This is a genomic window from Microcoleus sp. T3_D1, assembly GCF_036700405.1.
Lineage (GTDB): Bacteria > Cyanobacteriota > Cyanobacteriia > Cyanobacteriales > Microcoleaceae > Microcoleus.
This window is the reverse complement of sequence record NZ_JAUBOV010000081.1, coordinates 18,502-34,438: the sequence shown is the minus strand read 5'-3', so window position 1 is coordinate 34,438 and position 15,937 is coordinate 18,502. Positions and strand designations below refer to the sequence as shown.

Annotated in this window: 27 protein-coding genes; 14 read left to right on the top strand and 13 right to left on the bottom strand. The window is 45.4% G+C overall.

Annotation, left to right across the window (positions count from 1 at the left end; all coding sequences use genetic code 11):
• Positions 1-404: 404 nt before the first annotated feature.
• The gene (locus QT992_RS27335) at positions 405-1,328 is read left to right on the top strand and encodes a fructosamine kinase family protein (protein ID WP_333317778.1); all 924 of its coding nucleotides are present in this window, start codon (positions 405-407) and stop codon (positions 1,326-1,328) included.
• 73 nt (positions 1,329-1,401) lie between these two features.
• On the opposite strand, the gene QT992_RS27330 is transcribed toward QT992_RS27335, so the two are convergent.
• The 3 genes from QT992_RS27330 to QT992_RS27320 form a co-directional block, all read right to left on the bottom strand.
• Positions 1,402-3,102: an ABC-F family ATP-binding cassette domain-containing protein gene (locus tag QT992_RS27330; RefSeq protein WP_333317776.1), complete on the bottom strand. Its 1,701-nt coding sequence runs from the start codon at positions 3,100-3,102 to the stop codon at positions 1,402-1,404.
• Between the two features lie 410 nt (positions 3,103-3,512).
• A complete protein-coding gene (locus tag QT992_RS27325) occupies positions 3,513-3,827 on the bottom strand; it encodes a hypothetical protein (RefSeq protein ID WP_333317775.1) in 315 nt (104 codons plus the stop codon).
• Entirely contained in the window at positions 3,805-4,008 is a 204-nt protein-coding gene (locus tag QT992_RS27320) for a hypothetical protein (protein ID WP_333317773.1), read from the bottom strand. The genes QT992_RS27325 and QT992_RS27320 overlap by 23 nt, the downstream gene beginning before the upstream one ends.
• 179 nt (positions 4,009-4,187) lie before the next feature.
• Here QT992_RS27320 and QT992_RS27315 point away from each other — a divergent pair, with 179 nt between their 5' ends.
• The gene (locus tag QT992_RS27315) at positions 4,188-4,412 is read left to right on the top strand and encodes a type II toxin-antitoxin system HicA family toxin (RefSeq protein ID WP_333317771.1); all 225 of its coding nucleotides are present in this window, start codon (positions 4,188-4,190) and stop codon (positions 4,410-4,412) included.
• Entirely contained in the window at positions 4,409-4,630 is a 222-nt protein-coding gene (locus tag QT992_RS27310) for a type II toxin-antitoxin system HicB family antitoxin (protein WP_333317769.1), read from the top strand. Before QT992_RS27315 ends, QT992_RS27310 begins: the two co-directional genes overlap by 4 nt.
• Positions 4,631-4,638: 8 nt before the next feature.
• On the opposite strand, the gene QT992_RS27305 is transcribed toward QT992_RS27310, so the two are convergent.
• Entirely contained in the window at positions 4,639-4,953 is a 315-nt protein-coding gene (locus QT992_RS27305; protein WP_333317767.1) for a hypothetical protein, read from the bottom strand.
• Positions 4,954-4,991: 38 nt separating this feature from the next.
• Here QT992_RS27305 and QT992_RS27300 point away from each other — a divergent pair, with 38 nt between their 5' ends.
• The 5 genes from QT992_RS27300 to QT992_RS27280 are packed head-to-tail and all read left to right on the top strand — an operon-like array spanning position 4,992 to position 6,405.
• Positions 4,992-5,411: an element excision factor XisH family protein gene (locus QT992_RS27300; RefSeq protein ID WP_333317765.1), complete on the top strand. Its 420-nt coding sequence runs from the start codon at positions 4,992-4,994 to the stop codon at positions 5,409-5,411.
• Positions 5,399-5,767 carry a XisI protein gene (locus QT992_RS27295; RefSeq protein WP_333212831.1) on the top strand — a complete coding sequence of 123 codons (369 nt, stop codon included), beginning with the start codon at positions 5,399-5,401 and terminating at the stop codon, positions 5,765-5,767. Before QT992_RS27300 ends, QT992_RS27295 begins: the two co-directional genes overlap by 13 nt.
• A complete protein-coding gene (locus QT992_RS27290; protein WP_333317764.1) occupies positions 5,764-5,898 on the top strand; it encodes a hypothetical protein in 135 nt (44 codons plus the stop codon). The genes QT992_RS27295 and QT992_RS27290 overlap by 4 nt, the downstream gene beginning before the upstream one ends.
• A gap of 13 nt (positions 5,899-5,911) precedes the next feature.
• Positions 5,912-6,124 carry a hypothetical protein gene (locus tag QT992_RS27285; protein WP_333317762.1) on the top strand — a complete coding sequence of 71 codons (213 nt, stop codon included), beginning with the start codon at positions 5,912-5,914 and terminating at the stop codon, positions 6,122-6,124.
• Positions 6,121-6,405: a type II toxin-antitoxin system RelE/ParE family toxin gene (locus QT992_RS27280; RefSeq protein WP_194062326.1), complete on the top strand. Its 285-nt coding sequence runs from the start codon at positions 6,121-6,123 to the stop codon at positions 6,403-6,405. The genes QT992_RS27285 and QT992_RS27280 overlap by 4 nt, the downstream gene beginning before the upstream one ends.
• A 253-nt stretch (positions 6,406-6,658) precedes the next feature.
• Here the strand turns inward: QT992_RS27280 and QT992_RS27275 are convergent, their stop codons facing one another.
• Positions 6,659-7,438, bottom strand: coding sequence for a GUN4 domain-containing protein (locus QT992_RS27275; protein ID WP_333317760.1), 780 nt, complete (start codon positions 7,436-7,438; stop codon positions 6,659-6,661).
• Positions 7,439-7,528: 90 nt separating this feature from the next.
• Positions 7,529-7,852, bottom strand: a complete 324-nt coding sequence (locus QT992_RS27270; RefSeq protein WP_333317758.1) for a hypothetical protein — start codon at positions 7,850-7,852, stop codon at positions 7,529-7,531.
• A gap of 161 nt (positions 7,853-8,013) precedes the next feature.
• On the opposite strand from QT992_RS27270, the gene QT992_RS33775 reads away from it, so the two are divergent.
• From QT992_RS33775 to QT992_RS27250, 5 genes are all read left to right on the top strand, one after another.
• Complete coding sequence (locus QT992_RS33775) at positions 8,014-8,376, top strand: hypothetical protein (protein WP_445251129.1); 363 nt, start codon at positions 8,014-8,016, stop codon at positions 8,374-8,376.
• Positions 8,377-8,472: 96 nt separating this feature from the next.
• Positions 8,473-8,874 (top strand): DUF4351 domain-containing protein, encoded by a 402-nt coding sequence (locus QT992_RS33770; protein ID WP_445251128.1) that lies wholly within the window; start codon positions 8,473-8,475, stop codon positions 8,872-8,874.
• Between the two features lie 241 nt (positions 8,875-9,115).
• Complete coding sequence (locus QT992_RS27260; RefSeq protein ID WP_333317756.1) at positions 9,116-9,922, top strand: pentapeptide repeat-containing protein; 807 nt, start codon at positions 9,116-9,118, stop codon at positions 9,920-9,922.
• A gap of 99 nt (positions 9,923-10,021) precedes the next feature.
• Complete coding sequence (locus QT992_RS27255; protein ID WP_333317754.1) at positions 10,022-10,441, top strand: XisH family protein; 420 nt, start codon at positions 10,022-10,024, stop codon at positions 10,439-10,441.
• Positions 10,429-10,773, top strand: a complete 345-nt coding sequence (locus QT992_RS27250) for a XisI protein (RefSeq protein ID WP_333317752.1) — start codon at positions 10,429-10,431, stop codon at positions 10,771-10,773. The genes QT992_RS27255 and QT992_RS27250 overlap by 13 nt, the downstream gene beginning before the upstream one ends.
• Positions 10,774-11,149: 376 nt before the next feature.
• On the opposite strand, the gene QT992_RS27245 is transcribed toward QT992_RS27250, so the two are convergent.
• The 3 genes from QT992_RS27245 to QT992_RS27235 form a co-directional block, all read right to left on the bottom strand.
• Positions 11,150-11,515 carry a helix-turn-helix transcriptional regulator gene (locus QT992_RS27245; RefSeq protein WP_333101794.1) on the bottom strand — a complete coding sequence of 122 codons (366 nt, stop codon included), beginning with the start codon at positions 11,513-11,515 and terminating at the stop codon, positions 11,150-11,152.
• 44 nt (positions 11,516-11,559) lie between these two features.
• A complete protein-coding gene (locus tag QT992_RS27240) occupies positions 11,560-11,850 on the bottom strand; it encodes a helix-turn-helix transcriptional regulator (protein WP_333101795.1) in 291 nt (96 codons plus the stop codon).
• Between the two features lie 108 nt (positions 11,851-11,958).
• A complete protein-coding gene (locus QT992_RS27235) occupies positions 11,959-12,324 on the bottom strand; it encodes a helix-turn-helix domain-containing protein (RefSeq protein WP_006634971.1) in 366 nt (121 codons plus the stop codon).
• A gap of 227 nt (positions 12,325-12,551) precedes the next feature.
• Here QT992_RS27235 and QT992_RS27230 point away from each other — a divergent pair, with 227 nt between their 5' ends.
• Positions 12,552-12,989, top strand: coding sequence for a hypothetical protein (locus tag QT992_RS27230; RefSeq protein WP_333317750.1), 438 nt, complete (start codon positions 12,552-12,554; stop codon positions 12,987-12,989).
• A 15-nt stretch (positions 12,990-13,004) separates the two neighbouring features.
• On the opposite strand, the gene prfA is transcribed toward QT992_RS27230, so the two are convergent.
• The 4 genes from prfA to rplM all read right to left on the bottom strand — a co-directional run bounded on the left by prfA (position 13,005) and on the right by rplM (position 15,835).
• Positions 13,005-14,099: a peptide chain release factor 1 gene (prfA, locus tag QT992_RS27225; protein ID WP_333317748.1), complete on the bottom strand. Its 1,095-nt coding sequence runs from the start codon at positions 14,097-14,099 to the stop codon at positions 13,005-13,007.
• Between the two features lie 360 nt (positions 14,100-14,459).
• The gene (rpmE, locus tag QT992_RS27220; protein ID WP_333057796.1) at positions 14,460-14,768 is read right to left on the bottom strand and encodes a 50S ribosomal protein L31; all 309 of its coding nucleotides are present in this window, start codon (positions 14,766-14,768) and stop codon (positions 14,460-14,462) included.
• Positions 14,769-14,966: 198 nt separating this feature from the next.
• Positions 14,967-15,380 (bottom strand): 30S ribosomal protein S9, encoded by a 414-nt coding sequence (gene rpsI, locus QT992_RS27215; protein ID WP_006634975.1) that lies wholly within the window; start codon positions 15,378-15,380, stop codon positions 14,967-14,969.
• Positions 15,380-15,835 (bottom strand): 50S ribosomal protein L13, encoded by a 456-nt coding sequence (gene rplM, locus QT992_RS27210; protein WP_015178725.1) that lies wholly within the window; start codon positions 15,833-15,835, stop codon positions 15,380-15,382. The genes rpsI and rplM overlap by 1 nt, the downstream gene beginning before the upstream one ends.
• Positions 15,836-15,937: the final 102 nt, after the last annotated feature.

Below are 15,937 nucleotides of genomic sequence, written 5' to 3'. Positions count from 1 at the left end.
TGAGAGGGATGAAGCTGAGGCGTACTAATAGACCGAGGGCTTGACCTCTCTTTCTACATGGTGATGATGATGACTTATTTCTCTGCAGTCTTCAGGGTTTTTTACCCTTATTTTTTTCCCCTTATTTTTTTTCGAGCTCTACAAAGACGCCGTGGCATCACTGGGATTCTATTCCTTTTTCCGTTGTTAAAACTCCGGGTTGCTAATATATTTACCGCGTCACTGCCGCTCGAAAATAGCTCAATCCCTGGAACCACTTTTAAACAAAAGCACCTCTCTGTACAGATAGGTGCTTTGTTGTTTTTGCTATATTAAGCTTTGTTGTTTTTGCTGATTAATTTTTAATTTGCTATACCTGTTAAAGTAATTTCGATCGCCCTCAACCCTCAACACGATTTCATGCTATGTGGGAGAAAATTGCCGCGCACATCTCTGAAACAGCCGGAGAAACATTTTCGATTGACAATCGCCGTTCCGTCAGCGGTGGCTGCATCAATCAAGGCTATTCTATCAGCAGCAGTTCCCGCACTTACTTCGTGAAAATCAATCAAGCTTCCCAAGTCGCGATGTTTGAAGCTGAAGCGCTGGGTTTGCAGCAAATGCGGGAAACCCAGACGATTCGAGTACCTGAGCCGATTTGCTGGGGATCTGAGGGGAATTCAGCTTATATTGTGTTGGAGTGGTTGGATTTGGCAGGACGCGGGGGCGATCGATCTTGGGAAGAAATGGGGCGCAAACTGGCGGCAATGCACAAATACACCCCCCCCAGCCCCCCCTTGCTAAGGGGGGGAGAAAAGGCGAATTCAACCTTGCTAAGGGGAGGTTTTGGTTGGGATAGGAATAATACGATCGGCTCAACTGTGCAAATTAATAATTGGACGGCAAATTGGGCAGAATTTTGGGCAGAACATCGGATTGGTTATCAGTTAAAATTGGCGAGGCGTCGGGGTGGTCATTTTCCACAAGGGGAACGTTTATTAGAGGTAATTCCTAAGTTGTTAGCAGGTTATGAACCTCAACCCTCGCTAGTTCACGGGGATTTGTGGGGAGGAAATGCGGGGGTGACATCTGCGGGGGAACCGGTCATTTTTGACCCAGCAACTTATTTGGGAGATAGAGAAGTTGATATCGCGATGACGGAGTTATTTGGCGGGTTTGCGCCGCAGTTTTATCGAGGATACAATCAGGTTTTGCCGTTGGATGGAGGCTACGAGCAGCGCAAAACTTTATATAATCTATATCACATTTTGAATCATTTTAATTTGTTTGGTGGGAGTTATGAGTCGCAGGCGAATCAGATTATTAATAGAATCTGCGGTGAGAAATAGGGATTTTTTATTTCTCACCGCAGATGAACGCAGATAAACGCAGATGTAAGGTTTATCTACGACCGTTGCCGCTTTATTTTTGCTTAGCTGTTGCTTTTTTCTTCGCTTCTTTTTCAGCTTTTTTAGCCGCTTTTTCAGCTTCAAGTTTGGCGATTTTTGCTAGCTCTTTTTCTTCGGCTATTTTATCGAGATAGTAGTGGTAATCTCCCAAATAAGGGCGAAACTCTCCATCCCGGATTTCGACTATTTTGTTGGCGACTTGGGAGATGAAATAGCGATCGTGCGAAACGATAATTACCGTACCGTCATAATTCTGAATCGCCTCTTCCATCATCTCTTTCGCCGGAATGTCGAGGTGATTTGTCGGTTCGTCCAAAATCAGCAAATTCACAGGAGTCAACAGCATTTTTGCCAAAGCTAAGCGGGCTTTTTCGCCACCGCTTAAAGCGCCAACTTGTTTGAATACTGTTTCGCCGGTAAATAAGAAACGGCCCAACAAAGTCCGAACTTCTTCATTTTTCCAGTCGGGTACTTCGTCGTGAATGGTTTCCATCACGGTTTTATTCAAATCTAAGGCTTCTGCCTGATTCTGTTCAAAGTAACCGGGGATGACGTTGTGGCCTCCCAATTTGACAGTACCTTCGGTCGGCTTTTCTAAACCCATAATCAGGCGTAGCAGCGTTGATTTGCCCGCGCCGTTGGGGCCGAGAAAGGCTATGCGATCGCCCCTTTCAATCAATAAGTCGGCTCCCAAGAATAGGATTTTTTCGCCGTAGGTGTGCACCAAATCTTCAATTATTGCTACTTCGCGGCCGCTGCGGGGTGCGGGGGGAAAGCGGAAATGCAAAGTTTTTAATCCGCCGGTGGGCGCTTCGATGCGTTCGATTTTGTCTAACTGTTTCTCGCGACTTTTGGCTTGGGTGCTGCGAGTGGCGCTGGCGCGGAATTTTTCAACGAATGCTTGCTGTTTTTCGAGTTCTTTTTGCTGGCTTTCGTAGGCGCTGAGTTGGGCTTCTCTGGCTTCTGCTTTTTGCAGCAGATAGGAGGAGTAGTTGCCAAGGTAGGTGCTGGAAACGCCGCGTTCGGTTTCGACGATTTGGGTGCAGAGCCGATCGAGAAATTCTCGGTCATGGGATACGATTACCATTGGGGTTGTCAGCCCTTTGAGGTATACTTCCAGCCATTCGATGGTTTCTAAGTCGAGGTGGTTGGTAGGTTCGTCTAGTAGCAGAATGTCGGGTTTTTGCAGGAGAATTTTGCCTAAACTCATCCGCATTTGCCAGCCACCGCTGAAGGCGCTGACTAATCGATCCCCATCTTCGGGTTCAAATCCGATTTCGGGCAAAATTTTCTCGATTTGGGCTTCTAAACCGTAGCCGTTTAAGCCTTCAAATTGCCGTTGCAGCCGATCCATTTTGTGGATCAGTTCGTCGAGATTTTCTGGGGAGGAGTTTTCCAAGTCTCGATGGACTTGCATCAGGGATTCGTGGACTTCGTTGGCTTCGCTGAAGGCGCGCCAAAATTCTTCTTTGACGGTGCGAGTCGGATCTACTTCAAATTCTTGGGAGAGGTAGGCGATGTGGAGGCTGGCGGGGCGAATGACTTCGCCTGCGGTGGGTTCGATTTCGCCGGCGATGATTTTGAGTTGGGTGGATTTACCGGCACCGTTAACGCCGACTAAGCCGATGCGATCGCCCGGTTTGACTTCCCAGGTGACATCTTTGAGTACGACGCCTGTGGGGTAAATTTTACTGATGTGTTCGAGTCGCAGCATTGTTGTGGAGACTGGGGAAGGGCAGGTTTAGCGGCGGATGGGATGCCGGCGCTGAGGTCGAGTTAATCTTAACAAATTTTAAAGATTTTTAGTGTATTGCCAGATTTTGATTTGGTGGGAGTTACGGGAAGAAACCGGGTTTCTACGAAAAATCACTGATTCTCAACTAGATACCTAGGAAGAAACCCGGTTTCTAGCTTCGATGTGGGTTCGGGACTATTGTGTTTGGTATTGTCTGGTATTTTTTGAAGTCTGGGAATTTATCATTTCTCTCTTCTCTTTCTCTGCGCCCTCTGCGCCCTCTGTGGTTAAATCATTCAGACGATTTGGTAAATTAGGATTGGGTGTGGCGATCCTCTTCGAGGGCTTCGCTAACGCACTTGTCAGGAGGTTGAGTGCGATCGATCGCACTACCGCGCTGTTTCAGATTGAATTTCTCGAAGAATGGTTGAGACTTCTTCTTCTGAATGTAGATGTCTTGCCAAAACTTGGGCTGTTGCTTCTAGGAGGCGATCGCTAAACAATTTTGTTAAATCTTGCCGCAAACCTTGCCCAATGTAAAATTTGAGTAAAGCTGACAGAGGCATATCTCGATGGAGTGCTACTTGGTTTAGGGATTCTAAGGTATCTGTTGGGATTTCGATCGATACTGTTGTTGTTGGGCGCGATCGAACTTTTAATGTCAATTCTTCTTCAACGTTGTCATTTTTGGAGTAGCTGGGCATAAATATCATCCTCGGTATTATCCCAAATTGCATCTAGCGATACTCGGCTTGTCTGAAGCCAGAATTCAGACTCATCATCAGGTAGGAATGTTACCAGAATCCTTGCACCTTCAGGAATTTCTGTTTGTTCCAACAATTCAATTTTGCCTTGGCGAACGATCGCCCAAACTGTCTTTAGCATAATAGCGTGACTCCTGAATCGTTAGGGTCGTATCTCAGTATATCCGATTCGTTGAGGACTTGCGGAATCATGTATGGGGAAGCGTGTCTTGCAGAAGGTGAATCTATCCGTGAACTTAGCACGCTTTTAGAGGAGTGGAAAAAAAGTGATAAAATAAAGTAGAGCAGTAGACAAAATCGATGCCAAGGAAAATTAGAGAGTTAAAAGTTCAAATTGCGCGTGAAGGTTTTGTTTATCTACCCAAGCGCGGCAAAGGTAGCCATGAGCGTTGGCGACATCCAATGCTCCGAAAAACACTGACAATTCTCGGCAAAGATGGAGATGATGTGGCACTCTACCTAGAAAAGCAGTTAGCACAGTTATTAAGTGAGCTGAATGAGTTAAGGAAGGGCGAGGATTTATGAGTCGATACAGTATGATTGTTCAATGGTCTGATGAAGATGGACTTTTTCTAGTTACTATTCCAGAATTTTCTGATCGTGTGGTCATGCCTTGCACTCACGGTGAAACTCGCGAGCAAGCAATTCATAACGGCGAAGAAGTGATTGAAATGTATTTGGAAGCATGGGAAGCAGAAGGTGAATCTATCCCTGAACCTAGGACGCTTCAAATTGCTTGTTGAATGCTATTTTACTTGTCATCATGCACCGGAGACTTAACGATCGCACTTTCTACTTCTTCTAATGCTTGCAGACTCCCGACTTCCCAAGCGTGAGCGATCGCATTGGGGATGATTTGGGCGATCGGGATTTCAGGAAAATTAGGACTGGTTTGGGATTCTAAATACTTTCCGTTTCTGAGCAGATAGATTTTCAACCTGCCACTATCATAAACCCAAAGTTCAGGAACTCCAATTGCTTCGTAAGCTTTGTCAAGTCTACTAATTTTAACCCCAGAAGTCCGAGGTTTGCTGAGGTGAGGGCGATCGAGATGGATGAAATACATTATAATAGCCTCAACCTCGATCGCAAAAGAGAGCAATCGTGCCAGCAAGAGACATTTATCATCAAGTTGTCAAACAGGGTCTGATTAAGGCGGGCTGGACAATTACCCACGATCCCTATCCATTGGCTTGGGCGAAGAGAAACCTATCGATCGATCTTGGTGCAGAACAGCTATTAGCTGCTGAGAACAACGATCGCAAGATAGCCGTTGAAGTTAAAAGTTTTATCAGAGAGTCTCGAATTGCAGATTTAGAGCAAGCTTTGGGTCAATATACTCTTTACTATGACATCTTAAAACGGACGGAATCAGAAAGACAACTGTATCTTGCAATTCCACTAAATGCTTTTACGGAGCTTTTTGAAGGACAAAGATTTGGTCAGATATTGCTAGATAATAACCGCCTAAATCTTGTTGTTTTTAACCCAAAAACCGAGGAAATAGTACAATGGATAGCTTAAATAATTATCGCCAACTTGTTAGACAGCTCCTTACTGAATACGCTGAGATTCCCGTTTGTGATAGTGGGACGCAAAACGCCACAATTTTTGATGTAGAAAATGACCGCTATATGTTAATCAATATAGGTTGGTTTAACGAGCAGCGCATTCACCATTGCGTGATTCATATTGATATTATTGATGGTCAGGTGTGGATTCAAGCAAATAATACCGATCGCCTGATTGCTGAGGAGTTAGTTGCAGCGGGAATTCCGGCTAAATCAATTGTTTTGGGACTGCAACCGCCTGATGTTAGACCGTATACTGCTTATGGAGTGCCTTGTAGTGAGCAGCAGCGAGAATCCTTGAAAGTATGATGGAGTGGAAGGGATTTGACTTGGAGGGCGATCGCACTTCAAAAATTTTTAAAGCAGGCGATCGCACCTTCCATCGCCTTCAGCAAATTCCATTAAACTTGAGTAAAATAAGACAGCCATCATCGCCATAAAACCTAACTCACCATGCAAACCTCAACATTTGATAGTATTTTAGACGAGATCGAAACATTGTCTACAGACGAACAAACTGCTTTACTTGTCATCATGCACCGGAGACTTAGCGATCGCCGTCGCACCGAAATTGCTGCTAACATTGCACAAGGAAAACAAGACTATCAATCTGGAAAGGTGTTTCGAGGTACAGTTAATGAAGCGATCGCGGAGCTAAACCGTTGAAACTTATCACCTTTGCTCAATCATTTAAACGTGCCTACAAAGCCCTCATCCGCAAACACCCGGAACTACAGCCCAAAGTTGAAGCTATTTTAAGACTTTTGGCAGAAAACTCTTTCGAGCCATCACTGCAAACACACAAACTCAAAGGTCAGTTAGCGGGATCTTGGGCTTGTTCTGTGGAGTATGACTGTCGGATTGTATTTAATTTTGTTGAGAATCCAGAGTCAGGAGATGAGGAAATTCTCTTGCTTGATATTGGCAGCCATGATGAGGTGTATTGAAAATGCTGGCTTATGCGATCACCTCTTTCTATCTGCTTTTTTAATATGGAAGAAAGGGCGATCGATTGATCGCCCTTTTTCTTATTTTTTAATCGCGAGCGCACTTAACAAACTTTTAAAACAGGCGATGTGAGAAGGTTGTAGAAAGGTGGGGGTGAGAAGGTGCGATCGCTTTTAGGAGTGAAAGGGCGATCGTAACTCAATCCCATGTCTATACAAGTGTGTGAACAAGTGTATGTGACAAGGATTTTGACTACAGAGCAATACCGCAACTTGAAAGCCTATTCAAGATGTCTAGTAGGGCACTGTCGTTCACCGGTTCATTTTTCCATGACCCACCACGTCCTTCCCGCCAGTAATTACCTGTGGGAAGATGTCCATAGGGAGCCTGGATTGCAAAAGTAAGATCGTTATATTTTTTTGTATATTGACCCACGTTGTTAGGATCGTACCATCCTATGCGACTATAGCAGACTTTTCTTAATTCAATTTCCTCATTTATCTCGTCAAGAAAATATTTTTTTCTTCCACGTTTCTTACCAGAAATCATGGATAGTACATCCTCTCCTTGTTCTGATATAATTCGTTTTTGTACACTAAATCCAAAGCGACCGTTGCTATATTTAAGCCAAAGTCGATCAATAGTAGAAAGATCGGCACAAGGGAAGTAGTCTGCCATTCCGCCAATGAGACGGTTATAATCCGGCACTAGACGACACCCCCACTCTCCCGCTTGGATTGTTCTCTCTACTGCTAGACTTCCTACGCTCAGCATCACCTTACCTGTTTCTTCATCAGCTTCTCTCCATTTGCCTTCTGCTAGTAGGTCACGAAGGCGTGTGTAGCTATAGCTAGTAGAGATGCTGCTCTCAAGTGATACTTCAAGATTTGAATAATCAACTTGAAGACTTGAATAATCAACTTGATTGGCTTTAGTCCTACTTGATGTCTTACTTGCTTGATTCCTGCTTGATGCCTGTGACATCACGAAGTAGATAACTACAGCCAACACAATTAAAATCAAAATCCACATTGATAGTTATCCTTTGGTAAGTGTAGCGGGGGATTGTAACTCAATCCCCCTTATGGTTGTTTCTACTGGTAAAAATCAATTAAAATGAGTTTATCCGCCATAATTACCGCTACCATAGCCAGTTTCTTTGGATATCTCTAGCATGATCGATTGATTGGATTTTACTTTTTTTAGTTCCCTTTCTACTTTCTCTCTTTCTTCCTGGTCTGCTATTCCGATTTGCTCTTCAAATTGAGCTATTATTGTCGAGTTGGGAATATCAGAAACCTGTGATGGCGATAAGATTCCTTGAGCCAAAGCCAAAGCAGCCATAATATTCCGAATTGCCTCGACAAGGTTGTATGGTAAACTCACTTTTGTCAACTCCTCTATTAGGGTAATTTGTAAACATAAACGCGAGCCATCTGCTGGCATTTGAGTATTTTAAGGAGTCAAGTTCAGCTTTGTCAGTGATAAAAAGTGAGAAAAAGTGAGAAAAAGTAATGACTTTCCACAAATCGCCCTAAAATCTCCTCTCAGGTAGATGCCCGTAGAGTTAAACTCTTGTAAATAACCCCTCTCACAACCCAACTTCCTTGGCCTACGACAACACCTGCAAATATCTAGCAGAAAAATTCCCCGCCGCCTTCGTCCGCTGGCTGCTACCAATTGACGAACCCACCGATGTTCAGGTACTCAAAACCGAACTAATTCAAGAACCCATCCGAGCCGATTCTCTCGTTTTCCTGCAAACGGATAACCAAATCCTGCATCTGGAATTTGAAACGCGGCCCTACTCCGACCCGCCGATCGCCTTCAGAATGCTAGACTACTACGTCAGGCTCAAACGGCAATACTCCTGTTCCATCAATCAAGTAGTAATCTTTTTGCAGCAAACAGCCTCAGAACAAGTTTTTGTATCCGAGTACACAGACGCGAACACCCGACACGGCTATTGAGTTATTCGCCTGTGGGAACAAGACCCTGCTTTACTGCTGTCCGTGCCCGGCTTGCTCCCACTCGCGACACTATCCCAAACCAACTCGCCGCGAACTTTGTTAGAGCAAATAGCTACTCAGATTGCTACAATAGAAGAACCTACCCAACAAGCGGATTTACTCGCTTGCACCCAAGTGCTCGCAGGTTTGAGATTTGAAAAAGACTTAATCAGACAACTATTTAGGAAGGAAACTATGCGCGGTTCTGTGATTTACCAAGAAATTCGCGAAGATGGCCTCCTTGAAGGAAGACAACTAGGCCTCCTTGAAGGAAGGAAAGATGAGGCGCTGTCGTTCCTCAGTCGCCAGTTGACTCGACGTATCGGTTCGATCGCATCTGAAACCCGCGAGCAAATTCAGACTTTATCCGTAGAAGAATTAGAGGATTTAGGAGAGGCGCTTTTGGACTTTTCCGAAGCCTCAGATTTAACCAATTGGTTGAATGAACATCAGCCTTAATTGCTAAGATATAGCCTCTTATATTAATTTAATGGGTCGTTGCACATATCTCGATCCCCCTAAATCCCCCTTAAAAAGGGGGACTTTGAGTGCTCTTGTCCCCCCCTTATTAAGGGGGGCTAGGGGGGATCTCCGGGTTTGAAAACACACCCTAGGGGGGATCGGGTTCTATGCAGCATCATAAAAAAATGGTATTATTGTCAAAACTTCACCAAATATATACTTTAAGGAAACTTAAGCCATGACCGTTGATGAAGCAATCGCGATCGCAGAAACAGTCCTCGATGGCGAAGGCTTAAACGACGTGCAAGAGCTCATCTTCAGACAATGCTGGGAAGGCAGACATTCCTATGAGGAAATTTCTCAACTCTCTCAATATAATGATGAATACATCAAAGCGCTGGCGGCTAAACTCTGGAAACAACTCTCAGAGGCTTTTGATGAAAAAGTAAAAAAAAATAATTTACGCTCTGTTTTTAAACGATACTTGCGGCGACATCAAGTGACATTACATCGAACTCAAGTTATCGGAGTTAATCTCAGCGGTGCTGACTTAAGCGGAGCCAGAATATCATTTGCCAACTTAAGTGAATCTGATTCATCAACAGATTTACAGGGTGCAACTATATCTGATTATAATACAGTATCAGATGGAATTATTAAGCCTGAAAACGCGCACAACCAGGGAATTTTATCTAGCATAAAATCAAGCATTTATCACTGGAACGATCTGCGCTTTCACAGCCAAGAACAAGTAAAAATTGCCGAAGCGCTCGATCGCACAAACACCCTATTCTTCCCCAACTCCAAAGCCCGCCTCACAACACCTGCAGGCCGACAAAACCAAGAACCAGATTTCCTCATATTTCACCAAGGCAAATGGGGTATTCTGGAAATATGGCATCCCGACACAGAAAAAGATGAAACGCGCGATCGCCTGTTTGCATCTCACGGTATCAGCATCATCCACTATTGCGACGCTAACAGATGCACAGAAGAACCCGATCGCATTGTCCGAGAATTTTTAGACATATTGAGTCAGGGATAGGGCGATCGCATTTAGTTAAAACGTAATTCCTGTCTCGATCGGCGATCGGCCTGCACGATTCAATGGTAAAATAGAAATAGTAAAGCGTTCTCAGTGGCTATGCCTGCCAAAGAGCGATTTCATGAAGCCGTAAAAGTCGCCCTCCAAAAAGATGGCTGGACAATTACTGATGATCCACTTACAATCCCGATCGAGCGCCTCAGCAACCTCTACATTGACTTTGGAGCAGAGAAGTTACTCATTGCCGAGCGCAAGGGTCAAAAAATCGCTGTTGAGGTCAAAAGCTTTCTTGGAGCCTCTACACTTTCGGAATTTCATACGGCATTGGGTCAGTGTCTTAACTATCGCTACGCACTCGAAGATACCGATCCCGATCGAAAACTTTACCTTGCCGTTCCTGTCAGCATTTATGACGACTTTTTTGTTGTTCCCTTCATTCAATCCGTCATTCAAAGGAGTCAAACCCGTCTCATCGTCTACGATCCTACCACGGAGGAAATCAGAGAATGGCTAACCTAGATAGTTATCGCAATGCCGTACAACAAGCCTTACTCAACTATGCTCAGATGCGTTCTGGAACTTCTAGCAATTCAGAGTTAGAACTCCAAATTCTGTTCGATCCACAGCGCGACCATTACCAATTAGTGTATGTCGGCTGGTACAAAAGTAAGCGTGTCTACGGCCCGATTTTACATCTCGATATTAAAGATGAAAAAATCTGGCTACAACTCAACACAACGGCAGACGATATCACCCTGGATTTAATGGAATTAGGTATTGCTAAAGATGATATTGTTCTGGGGTTCCATGCACCCTATATGCGCCAATTTACAGAATTTGCCGTAGGTTAATGCCATTCTGTTGGATCGATTTCTTTTCGGCAGTTTGTATCTGCTGGTATCAGTATCATCCACTATTGTGACGCCCAAAGATGCTGCGAAGAACCAGATCGCATTGTCCAAGAGTTTTTAGACATATTGAGTCAGGGATAGGGCGAGTGGTTTTTTCATAAGGGCGATCGCATAGGGGCCCAGAAACCGGGTTTTTTACGATAAGACGCGTTGTATCCCGCAGATTCGGTAAAAAACCCGGTTTCTTTGCTTGGAGTGCGTAAGTGCATAAGGGCGATCGCACTCCGTAACAAAGTAGATTTTGCCTTGACAAATTCCTCGATTTGTGATATGCACGAGTGGTGGAAATTTTTAAGGGCGATCGGACAAATACCGCTCAGCTATATTTCCCTGAAGACTCAGCAGCATTAGCCAGCCGCTCCACGCCCGCTCGGACAATTACCGCCAAATCTGCGATCGGCATACATTGAATTTTTTTAAGCAAGTCGTTGGTATTGACAGGTTCTGGCATTGGCTTGCCTTCGAGATGAGCCATTAACTCTTCCATCGTAAAGCCCGCTCTTGCCGCAATCTGAGTCAAATTTTTCGTATCCGGGAGCACCTGACCCTTTTCCCAATACTGAACAGCAGCCCCAGAGACGCCCAATAGCCTACCAAAAGCGCTAAAACTCAGGTCGCCACGGGCTAGCTTCACAACTTCGCTCAGTTTTTTCTTAGCTTCTGCGTCCACAGTATTAGTCACCAGATAACCACAATTCCTAGTTTACAGATAAATCTGCCTAATACTCATTCCCCAGCAGCCTCAGCCGACGCAGCGAATCTCTCCGCGACAGCTTTACCAATTAGCGCCACCTGACTCAGAGGCAAAAACTGAATTTTTTTGACAATATCTTGAATATCTAACGGATCTGACACTGGCTTCCCATCCAAAAATCTCAGAAGTTCTTCCAGCGAATAACCAGCTCTCGCTGCGAGCTTACCCAAGTTTTCCGTCTCTGGAACCGTATCGCCTCTTTCCCAAAGCTGAACAGCAGTAGCAGAAACGCCCAAAAGCTTGCCAAAGGCTCGCTGACTCATTGTCCCGCGAGCTGTTTTGATAATTTCACTAAGTTTTTGTCTATTTTGGATGTTCACGACTCGAAGGTTACTCAACCGTATCTACCAGTCTACTTACGAAGTGATACATCAACTATATTTCCCAGACGACTCAGCCGCCGCCGCGAGTCTATCCATCACGGCTCTACCAACCACGGCTAACTCACTAATTGGTATACATTGAATTTTTTTCAGCAGATCGTTAGTATCTACCGGTTCACGCATGGGTTTGCCTTCCAGATGAGCGAGCAGCTCTTCAAGTGTAAACCCCGCCCTCACAGCAATCTGAGCCAAATTTTCTGTATCTGGGATGCTCTGACCTTTTTCCCACAACTGAACCGCAGTCGCAGAGACGCCCAGAAGCTTGCCGAATGCCCGCTGACTCATCGAACCGCGAGCTAGTTTGACAATCTCGATCAATTTTTTCTTAGCTTCTGCGTTCACAACTGCCGTCACTACTTAATCCCACATAACTCAGTTTACTTCCCAACTCCTAAATTTTCCACTTGCAATTCATAATTACACTTGACACAGGAAAGGATTGCAAGTAAACTAATAATTACAACTTAAGTTTTGATAGACCCAACGAGTCGCTAAACAAATGGTTCTGAGCGAGGAACCCAACATAAGGGGACAGCCCGATCAAACTTTAAAACCGAAGACAGACATCAGGGAAAGTAAAAATGACCAAGAGACGCAATCTAAAAACTCACAAGCCCAGCAACACCCGTCAAAGCCTCACAGCCTCCGGTTGGCTAAAACCCCAGCGCTGGCAAATCTCCAAAACGGAAGCTGCCGAAGCCCTGAAAATGCCCGTCAACCGCATAGTCAAAGTGTACCCCAAACAACATCAAGTAATAGTCGTTTACCTGAACAAGAAAGGACAAAAATGCAGTTCCTTTTTCAGCTACAGACTATTTGCCAGATGGCAACAAGAGGCGATCGCAGCAATTGCCAGTTGTCGAAACCAGCAAATCCTAGCACCCCTAGAAGTCATTGTACAATACGACCTCGAACATTTCAAATATCCAGTGGCGATCGCCGATGCAATTTGGGAAGCCCTACTCAACCATATCTCCCGCGTAACAAGGGAACTGAGGCTGAGCAAACAATGCGCCTAGTCCCCCATCACTCCATCAATTAGTAGAAGCAGCCAACTCAGCCAAACGTTCCTGCTGATCCTGAGAAATGCAAGTTTGAATAATCCCCTCAATATCCCCTTCCAAAACACTATTGAGCGAGAAATTTTCCCCCAAACGGTGGTCAGTAGCCCGATTGTCCTTATAGTTGTAGGTGCGAATCTTCTCCGATCGCGAACCAGTACCAACCTGAGCCAAACGCCGCGACTTCACCTCATCCTGCTGCTCCCGCAACTTCATCTCATAGAGCTTAGCCCGCAAAATCTGCATCGCCCGCTCCTTATTCTGCAACTGACTGCGCTCCTCAGTACAGAAAATCCGAATTCCCGTCGGCTTGTGAAACAAATCCGCAGCAGTTTCCACCTTGTTCACGTTTTGACCGCCAGCGCCGCCCGATCGAGCCGTACTCATCTCAATATCCTTCGGATCGATGTGAATCTCCACATCATCAACCTCCGGCATCACAGCCACCGTCGCCGTCGAAGTATGCACCCGGCCGCCAGCCTCAGTCACAGGCACTCGCTGCACCCGGTGTACCCCAGCCTCAAACTTCAGCTTGCTGTAAACGCTGTCGCCTGTAATTTCCAGAATCACCTCTTTAAAGCCGCCCATTTCCGCCAGCGACTCGCTCACCAACTTCACCACCCAGCCTTGAGTTTGAGCGTAGCGCGAATACAGCCGCAGCAAATCTCCCGCCCAAATACTAGCCTCATCTCCCCCAGTACCCGCCCGAATTTCCAGCATAATATTCTTGTCATCGTTCGGGTCGCGGGGGAGCAGCAAAACCTTCAAACGACTTTCCAAATTCTCCAGCTTCGCCTCAAGTTCCTCAACTTCCAGCGCAGCCATTTGCTGCATTTCTCGATCGCCCGCAGCTTCCTTGAGAACCTGTCGCGCGCCCACCAAATCTTCCTGAGTGGTTTTCCACAGAGCAAAAGTATCGACCACTTCCTCCAAGGACGATCGAGCTTTCGCTACCCGTTGAAACTCTTGATTGTCCCTAGCCACATCCGGGTCAGCCATGCGGCGAGTCAACTCATTAAAAGTTTGCTCTACCGACTTCAATTTATCCAGCAAATAAGATTCAGCCATTGTCAGTTGTCCTTTGTCAATCGATTTTAGATTTTAGATTTTAGATTTTAGATTTTAGATTTGAAGAACAGTTGGGATAGAATCTCGATCGAACTCTACTTGATCGAAATCTACTGCCTGCTTAGCAAGTCTTCAATCTAAACTCTCCAATCCGAGGGCGGATCGATTTTAGATTTTAGATTTTAGATTTTAGATTTTAGAACTCAAGAGCAGTTAGGATAGAATGTCGATCGAGCTCTACGCGATCGAACTCAACTGCCTGCCTAGCGAAGTCTTCAATCTAAAATCTAAAATCCGAGGGCGGTAAGTTGCCAGTAGAAAGAACTACTCTCAACAAACTGCGGACAAATGACAATCCGGCTACTTCTTCTTTTTGCCTTTACCAGCAGCCTTAGCAGCATCTGCTTTCGGATCTTCCATTTTCAGCGGTCCAGAGGAAGCATCTGCCTTCGGCATTTCTACCTCGGTCATGCCGTATTTCCGCATAAAGCGCTCCACACGACCTTCAGTATCAATAATCTTCTGAGTGCCAGTATAGAAAGGATGATTTCCCGACCAGACATCAACTTGAAGCTTTGGTCTTGTTGAACCCACAGTCATCACAAGTTCGCCGTTGCAATAAACCTGAGATTCGGGATACCACTCAGGGTGAATGCCTTCTTTTGCCATTGTTTTTTACTCTCTAATTTTTGACTTTACAACCATTTTAGCTGCCGCAGGACTTGTACACCAACAACAGCACGAATTTTGCCTTATATCTGTTGGAACCAGGAATCAGGAATCGGAAATAAACTTCAAAAAAAGGCAGATAAAATCTGGATAGATAATTTTTGCCTTTTCCTGGTTCCTTCTTCCTTCTTCCCTGGATTACCGCTTCGAGTATTGAGGAGCTTTGCGAGCTTTCCGCAAACCGTACTTTTTCCGTTCTTTGGCCCGCGGGTCGCGAGTCAAATAGCCCTCAGTCTTCAGAGGCTTGCGGTTGTCCGGGTCTAATTGACAAAGTGCTCTAGCGACACCCAAGCGAATCGAGTCAGCCTGACCTGTCAAGCCACCGCCTTCGACTTTTACCAAAATGTCGTACTCATTTTCCAGACCCAAAGTTTCCAGAGGGGCCTTAGCGAGAGCCAAATAAGTAGGGTTGAATTGCAGGTACAAATCCCCCTCTTTACCATTGACAGTCAGTATGCCAGTGCCGGGAACCAAGCGCACCCGCGCTACGGAACGCTTGCGGCGGCCGGTACCCCAGTACACAGCGCGACCGGATGTATCTGTTGCTTGCATTACTCATTTCCTCCCGGAATCGTGTGAACAATTAATTCTTCTGGTTTTTGAGCTTGGTGCGGGTGGTTGGGGCCAGCGTACACCTTCAGTTTAGTAAACAGTTGTCTGCCCAGAGAAGTGTGAGGCAGCATTCCTCGTATAGCTTCTTCGACAATTCTTTCGGGCAAACGTGCTTGCAATTTGGCAAAAGTTTCTGTTTTCATCCCGCCCGGTCTTCCAGAATGGCGGCGGTAGATTTTCTGGGTGCGTTTTTTGCCAGTAACAGCGATTTTGTCCGCATTGATGACAATTACGAAGTCGCCGGTATCCATAGAAGGAGTGTAAGTCGGTTTGTGTTTCCCCCGGAGGTACATGGCAACTTCAGTTGCCAGACGGCCCAGCCGCTGGTCGGCGGCATCGACCACGTACCACTTGTGCTCTAGGGAGTCTTGAGTAGGGACGTAAGTTTTGTTCATTGTTTGTTGTTAGTTGTCTATTAACTGTTAACTGTTGTTAGTTGTCAGTTGTCAGTTGTCAGTTGTCAGTTTTTAATTGTTAGTTGTCCTTAGTTTTTTATT

What these genes read in the sequence shown, in the direction of transcription:
- QT992_RS27335 (WP_333317778.1), top strand. Translation starts at nt 405, where the DNA reads ATGTGGGAGAAAATTGCCGCGCACATCTCTGAAACAGCCGGAGAAACA.
- QT992_RS27330 (WP_333317776.1), bottom strand. Translation starts at nt 3,102, where the DNA reads ATGCTGCGACTCGAACACATCAGTAAAATTTACCCCACAGGCGTCGTA.
- QT992_RS27325 (WP_333317775.1), bottom strand. Translation starts at nt 3,827, where the DNA reads ATGCCCAGCTACTCCAAAAATGACAACGTTGAAGAAGAATTGACATTA.
- QT992_RS27320 (WP_333317773.1), bottom strand. Translation starts at nt 4,008, where the DNA reads ATGCTAAAGACAGTTTGGGCGATCGTTCGCCAAGGCAAAATTGAATTG.
- QT992_RS27315 (WP_333317771.1), top strand. Translation starts at nt 4,188, where the DNA reads ATGCCAAGGAAAATTAGAGAGTTAAAAGTTCAAATTGCGCGTGAAGGT.
- QT992_RS27310 (WP_333317769.1), top strand. Translation starts at nt 4,409, where the DNA reads ATGAGTCGATACAGTATGATTGTTCAATGGTCTGATGAAGATGGACTT.
- QT992_RS27305 (WP_333317767.1), bottom strand. Translation starts at nt 4,953, where the DNA reads ATGTATTTCATCCATCTCGATCGCCCTCACCTCAGCAAACCTCGGACT.
- QT992_RS27295 (WP_333212831.1), top strand. Translation starts at nt 5,399, where the DNA reads ATGGATAGCTTAAATAATTATCGCCAACTTGTTAGACAGCTCCTTACT.
- QT992_RS27290 (WP_333317764.1), top strand. Translation starts at nt 5,764, where the DNA reads ATGATGGAGTGGAAGGGATTTGACTTGGAGGGCGATCGCACTTCAAAA.
- QT992_RS27285 (WP_333317762.1), top strand. Translation starts at nt 5,912, where the DNA reads ATGCAAACCTCAACATTTGATAGTATTTTAGACGAGATCGAAACATTG.
- QT992_RS27275 (WP_333317760.1), bottom strand. Translation starts at nt 7,438, where the DNA reads ATGTGGATTTTGATTTTAATTGTGTTGGCTGTAGTTATCTACTTCGTG.
- QT992_RS27270 (WP_333317758.1), bottom strand. Translation starts at nt 7,852, where the DNA reads ATGCCAGCAGATGGCTCGCGTTTATGTTTACAAATTACCCTAATAGAG.
- QT992_RS27260 (WP_333317756.1), top strand. Translation starts at nt 9,116, where the DNA reads ATGACCGTTGATGAAGCAATCGCGATCGCAGAAACAGTCCTCGATGGC.
- QT992_RS27255 (WP_333317754.1), top strand. Translation starts at nt 10,022, where the DNA reads ATGCCTGCCAAAGAGCGATTTCATGAAGCCGTAAAAGTCGCCCTCCAA.
- QT992_RS27250 (WP_333317752.1), top strand. Translation starts at nt 10,429, where the DNA reads ATGGCTAACCTAGATAGTTATCGCAATGCCGTACAACAAGCCTTACTC.
- QT992_RS27240 (WP_333101795.1), bottom strand. Translation starts at nt 11,850, where the DNA reads ATGAGTCAGCGAGCCTTTGGCAAGCTTTTGGGCGTTTCTGCTACTGCT.
- QT992_RS27230 (WP_333317750.1), top strand. Translation starts at nt 12,552, where the DNA reads ATGACCAAGAGACGCAATCTAAAAACTCACAAGCCCAGCAACACCCGT.
- prfA (WP_333317748.1), bottom strand. Translation starts at nt 14,099, where the DNA reads ATGGCTGAATCTTATTTGCTGGATAAATTGAAGTCGGTAGAGCAAACT.
- rpmE (WP_333057796.1), bottom strand. Translation starts at nt 14,768, where the DNA reads ATGGCAAAAGAAGGCATTCACCCTGAGTGGTATCCCGAATCTCAGGTT.
- rpsI (WP_006634975.1), bottom strand. Translation starts at nt 15,380, where the DNA reads ATGCAAGCAACAGATACATCCGGTCGCGCTGTGTACTGGGGTACCGGC.
- rplM (WP_015178725.1), bottom strand. Translation starts at nt 15,835, where the DNA reads ATGAACAAAACTTACGTCCCTACTCAAGACTCCCTAGAGCACAAGTGG.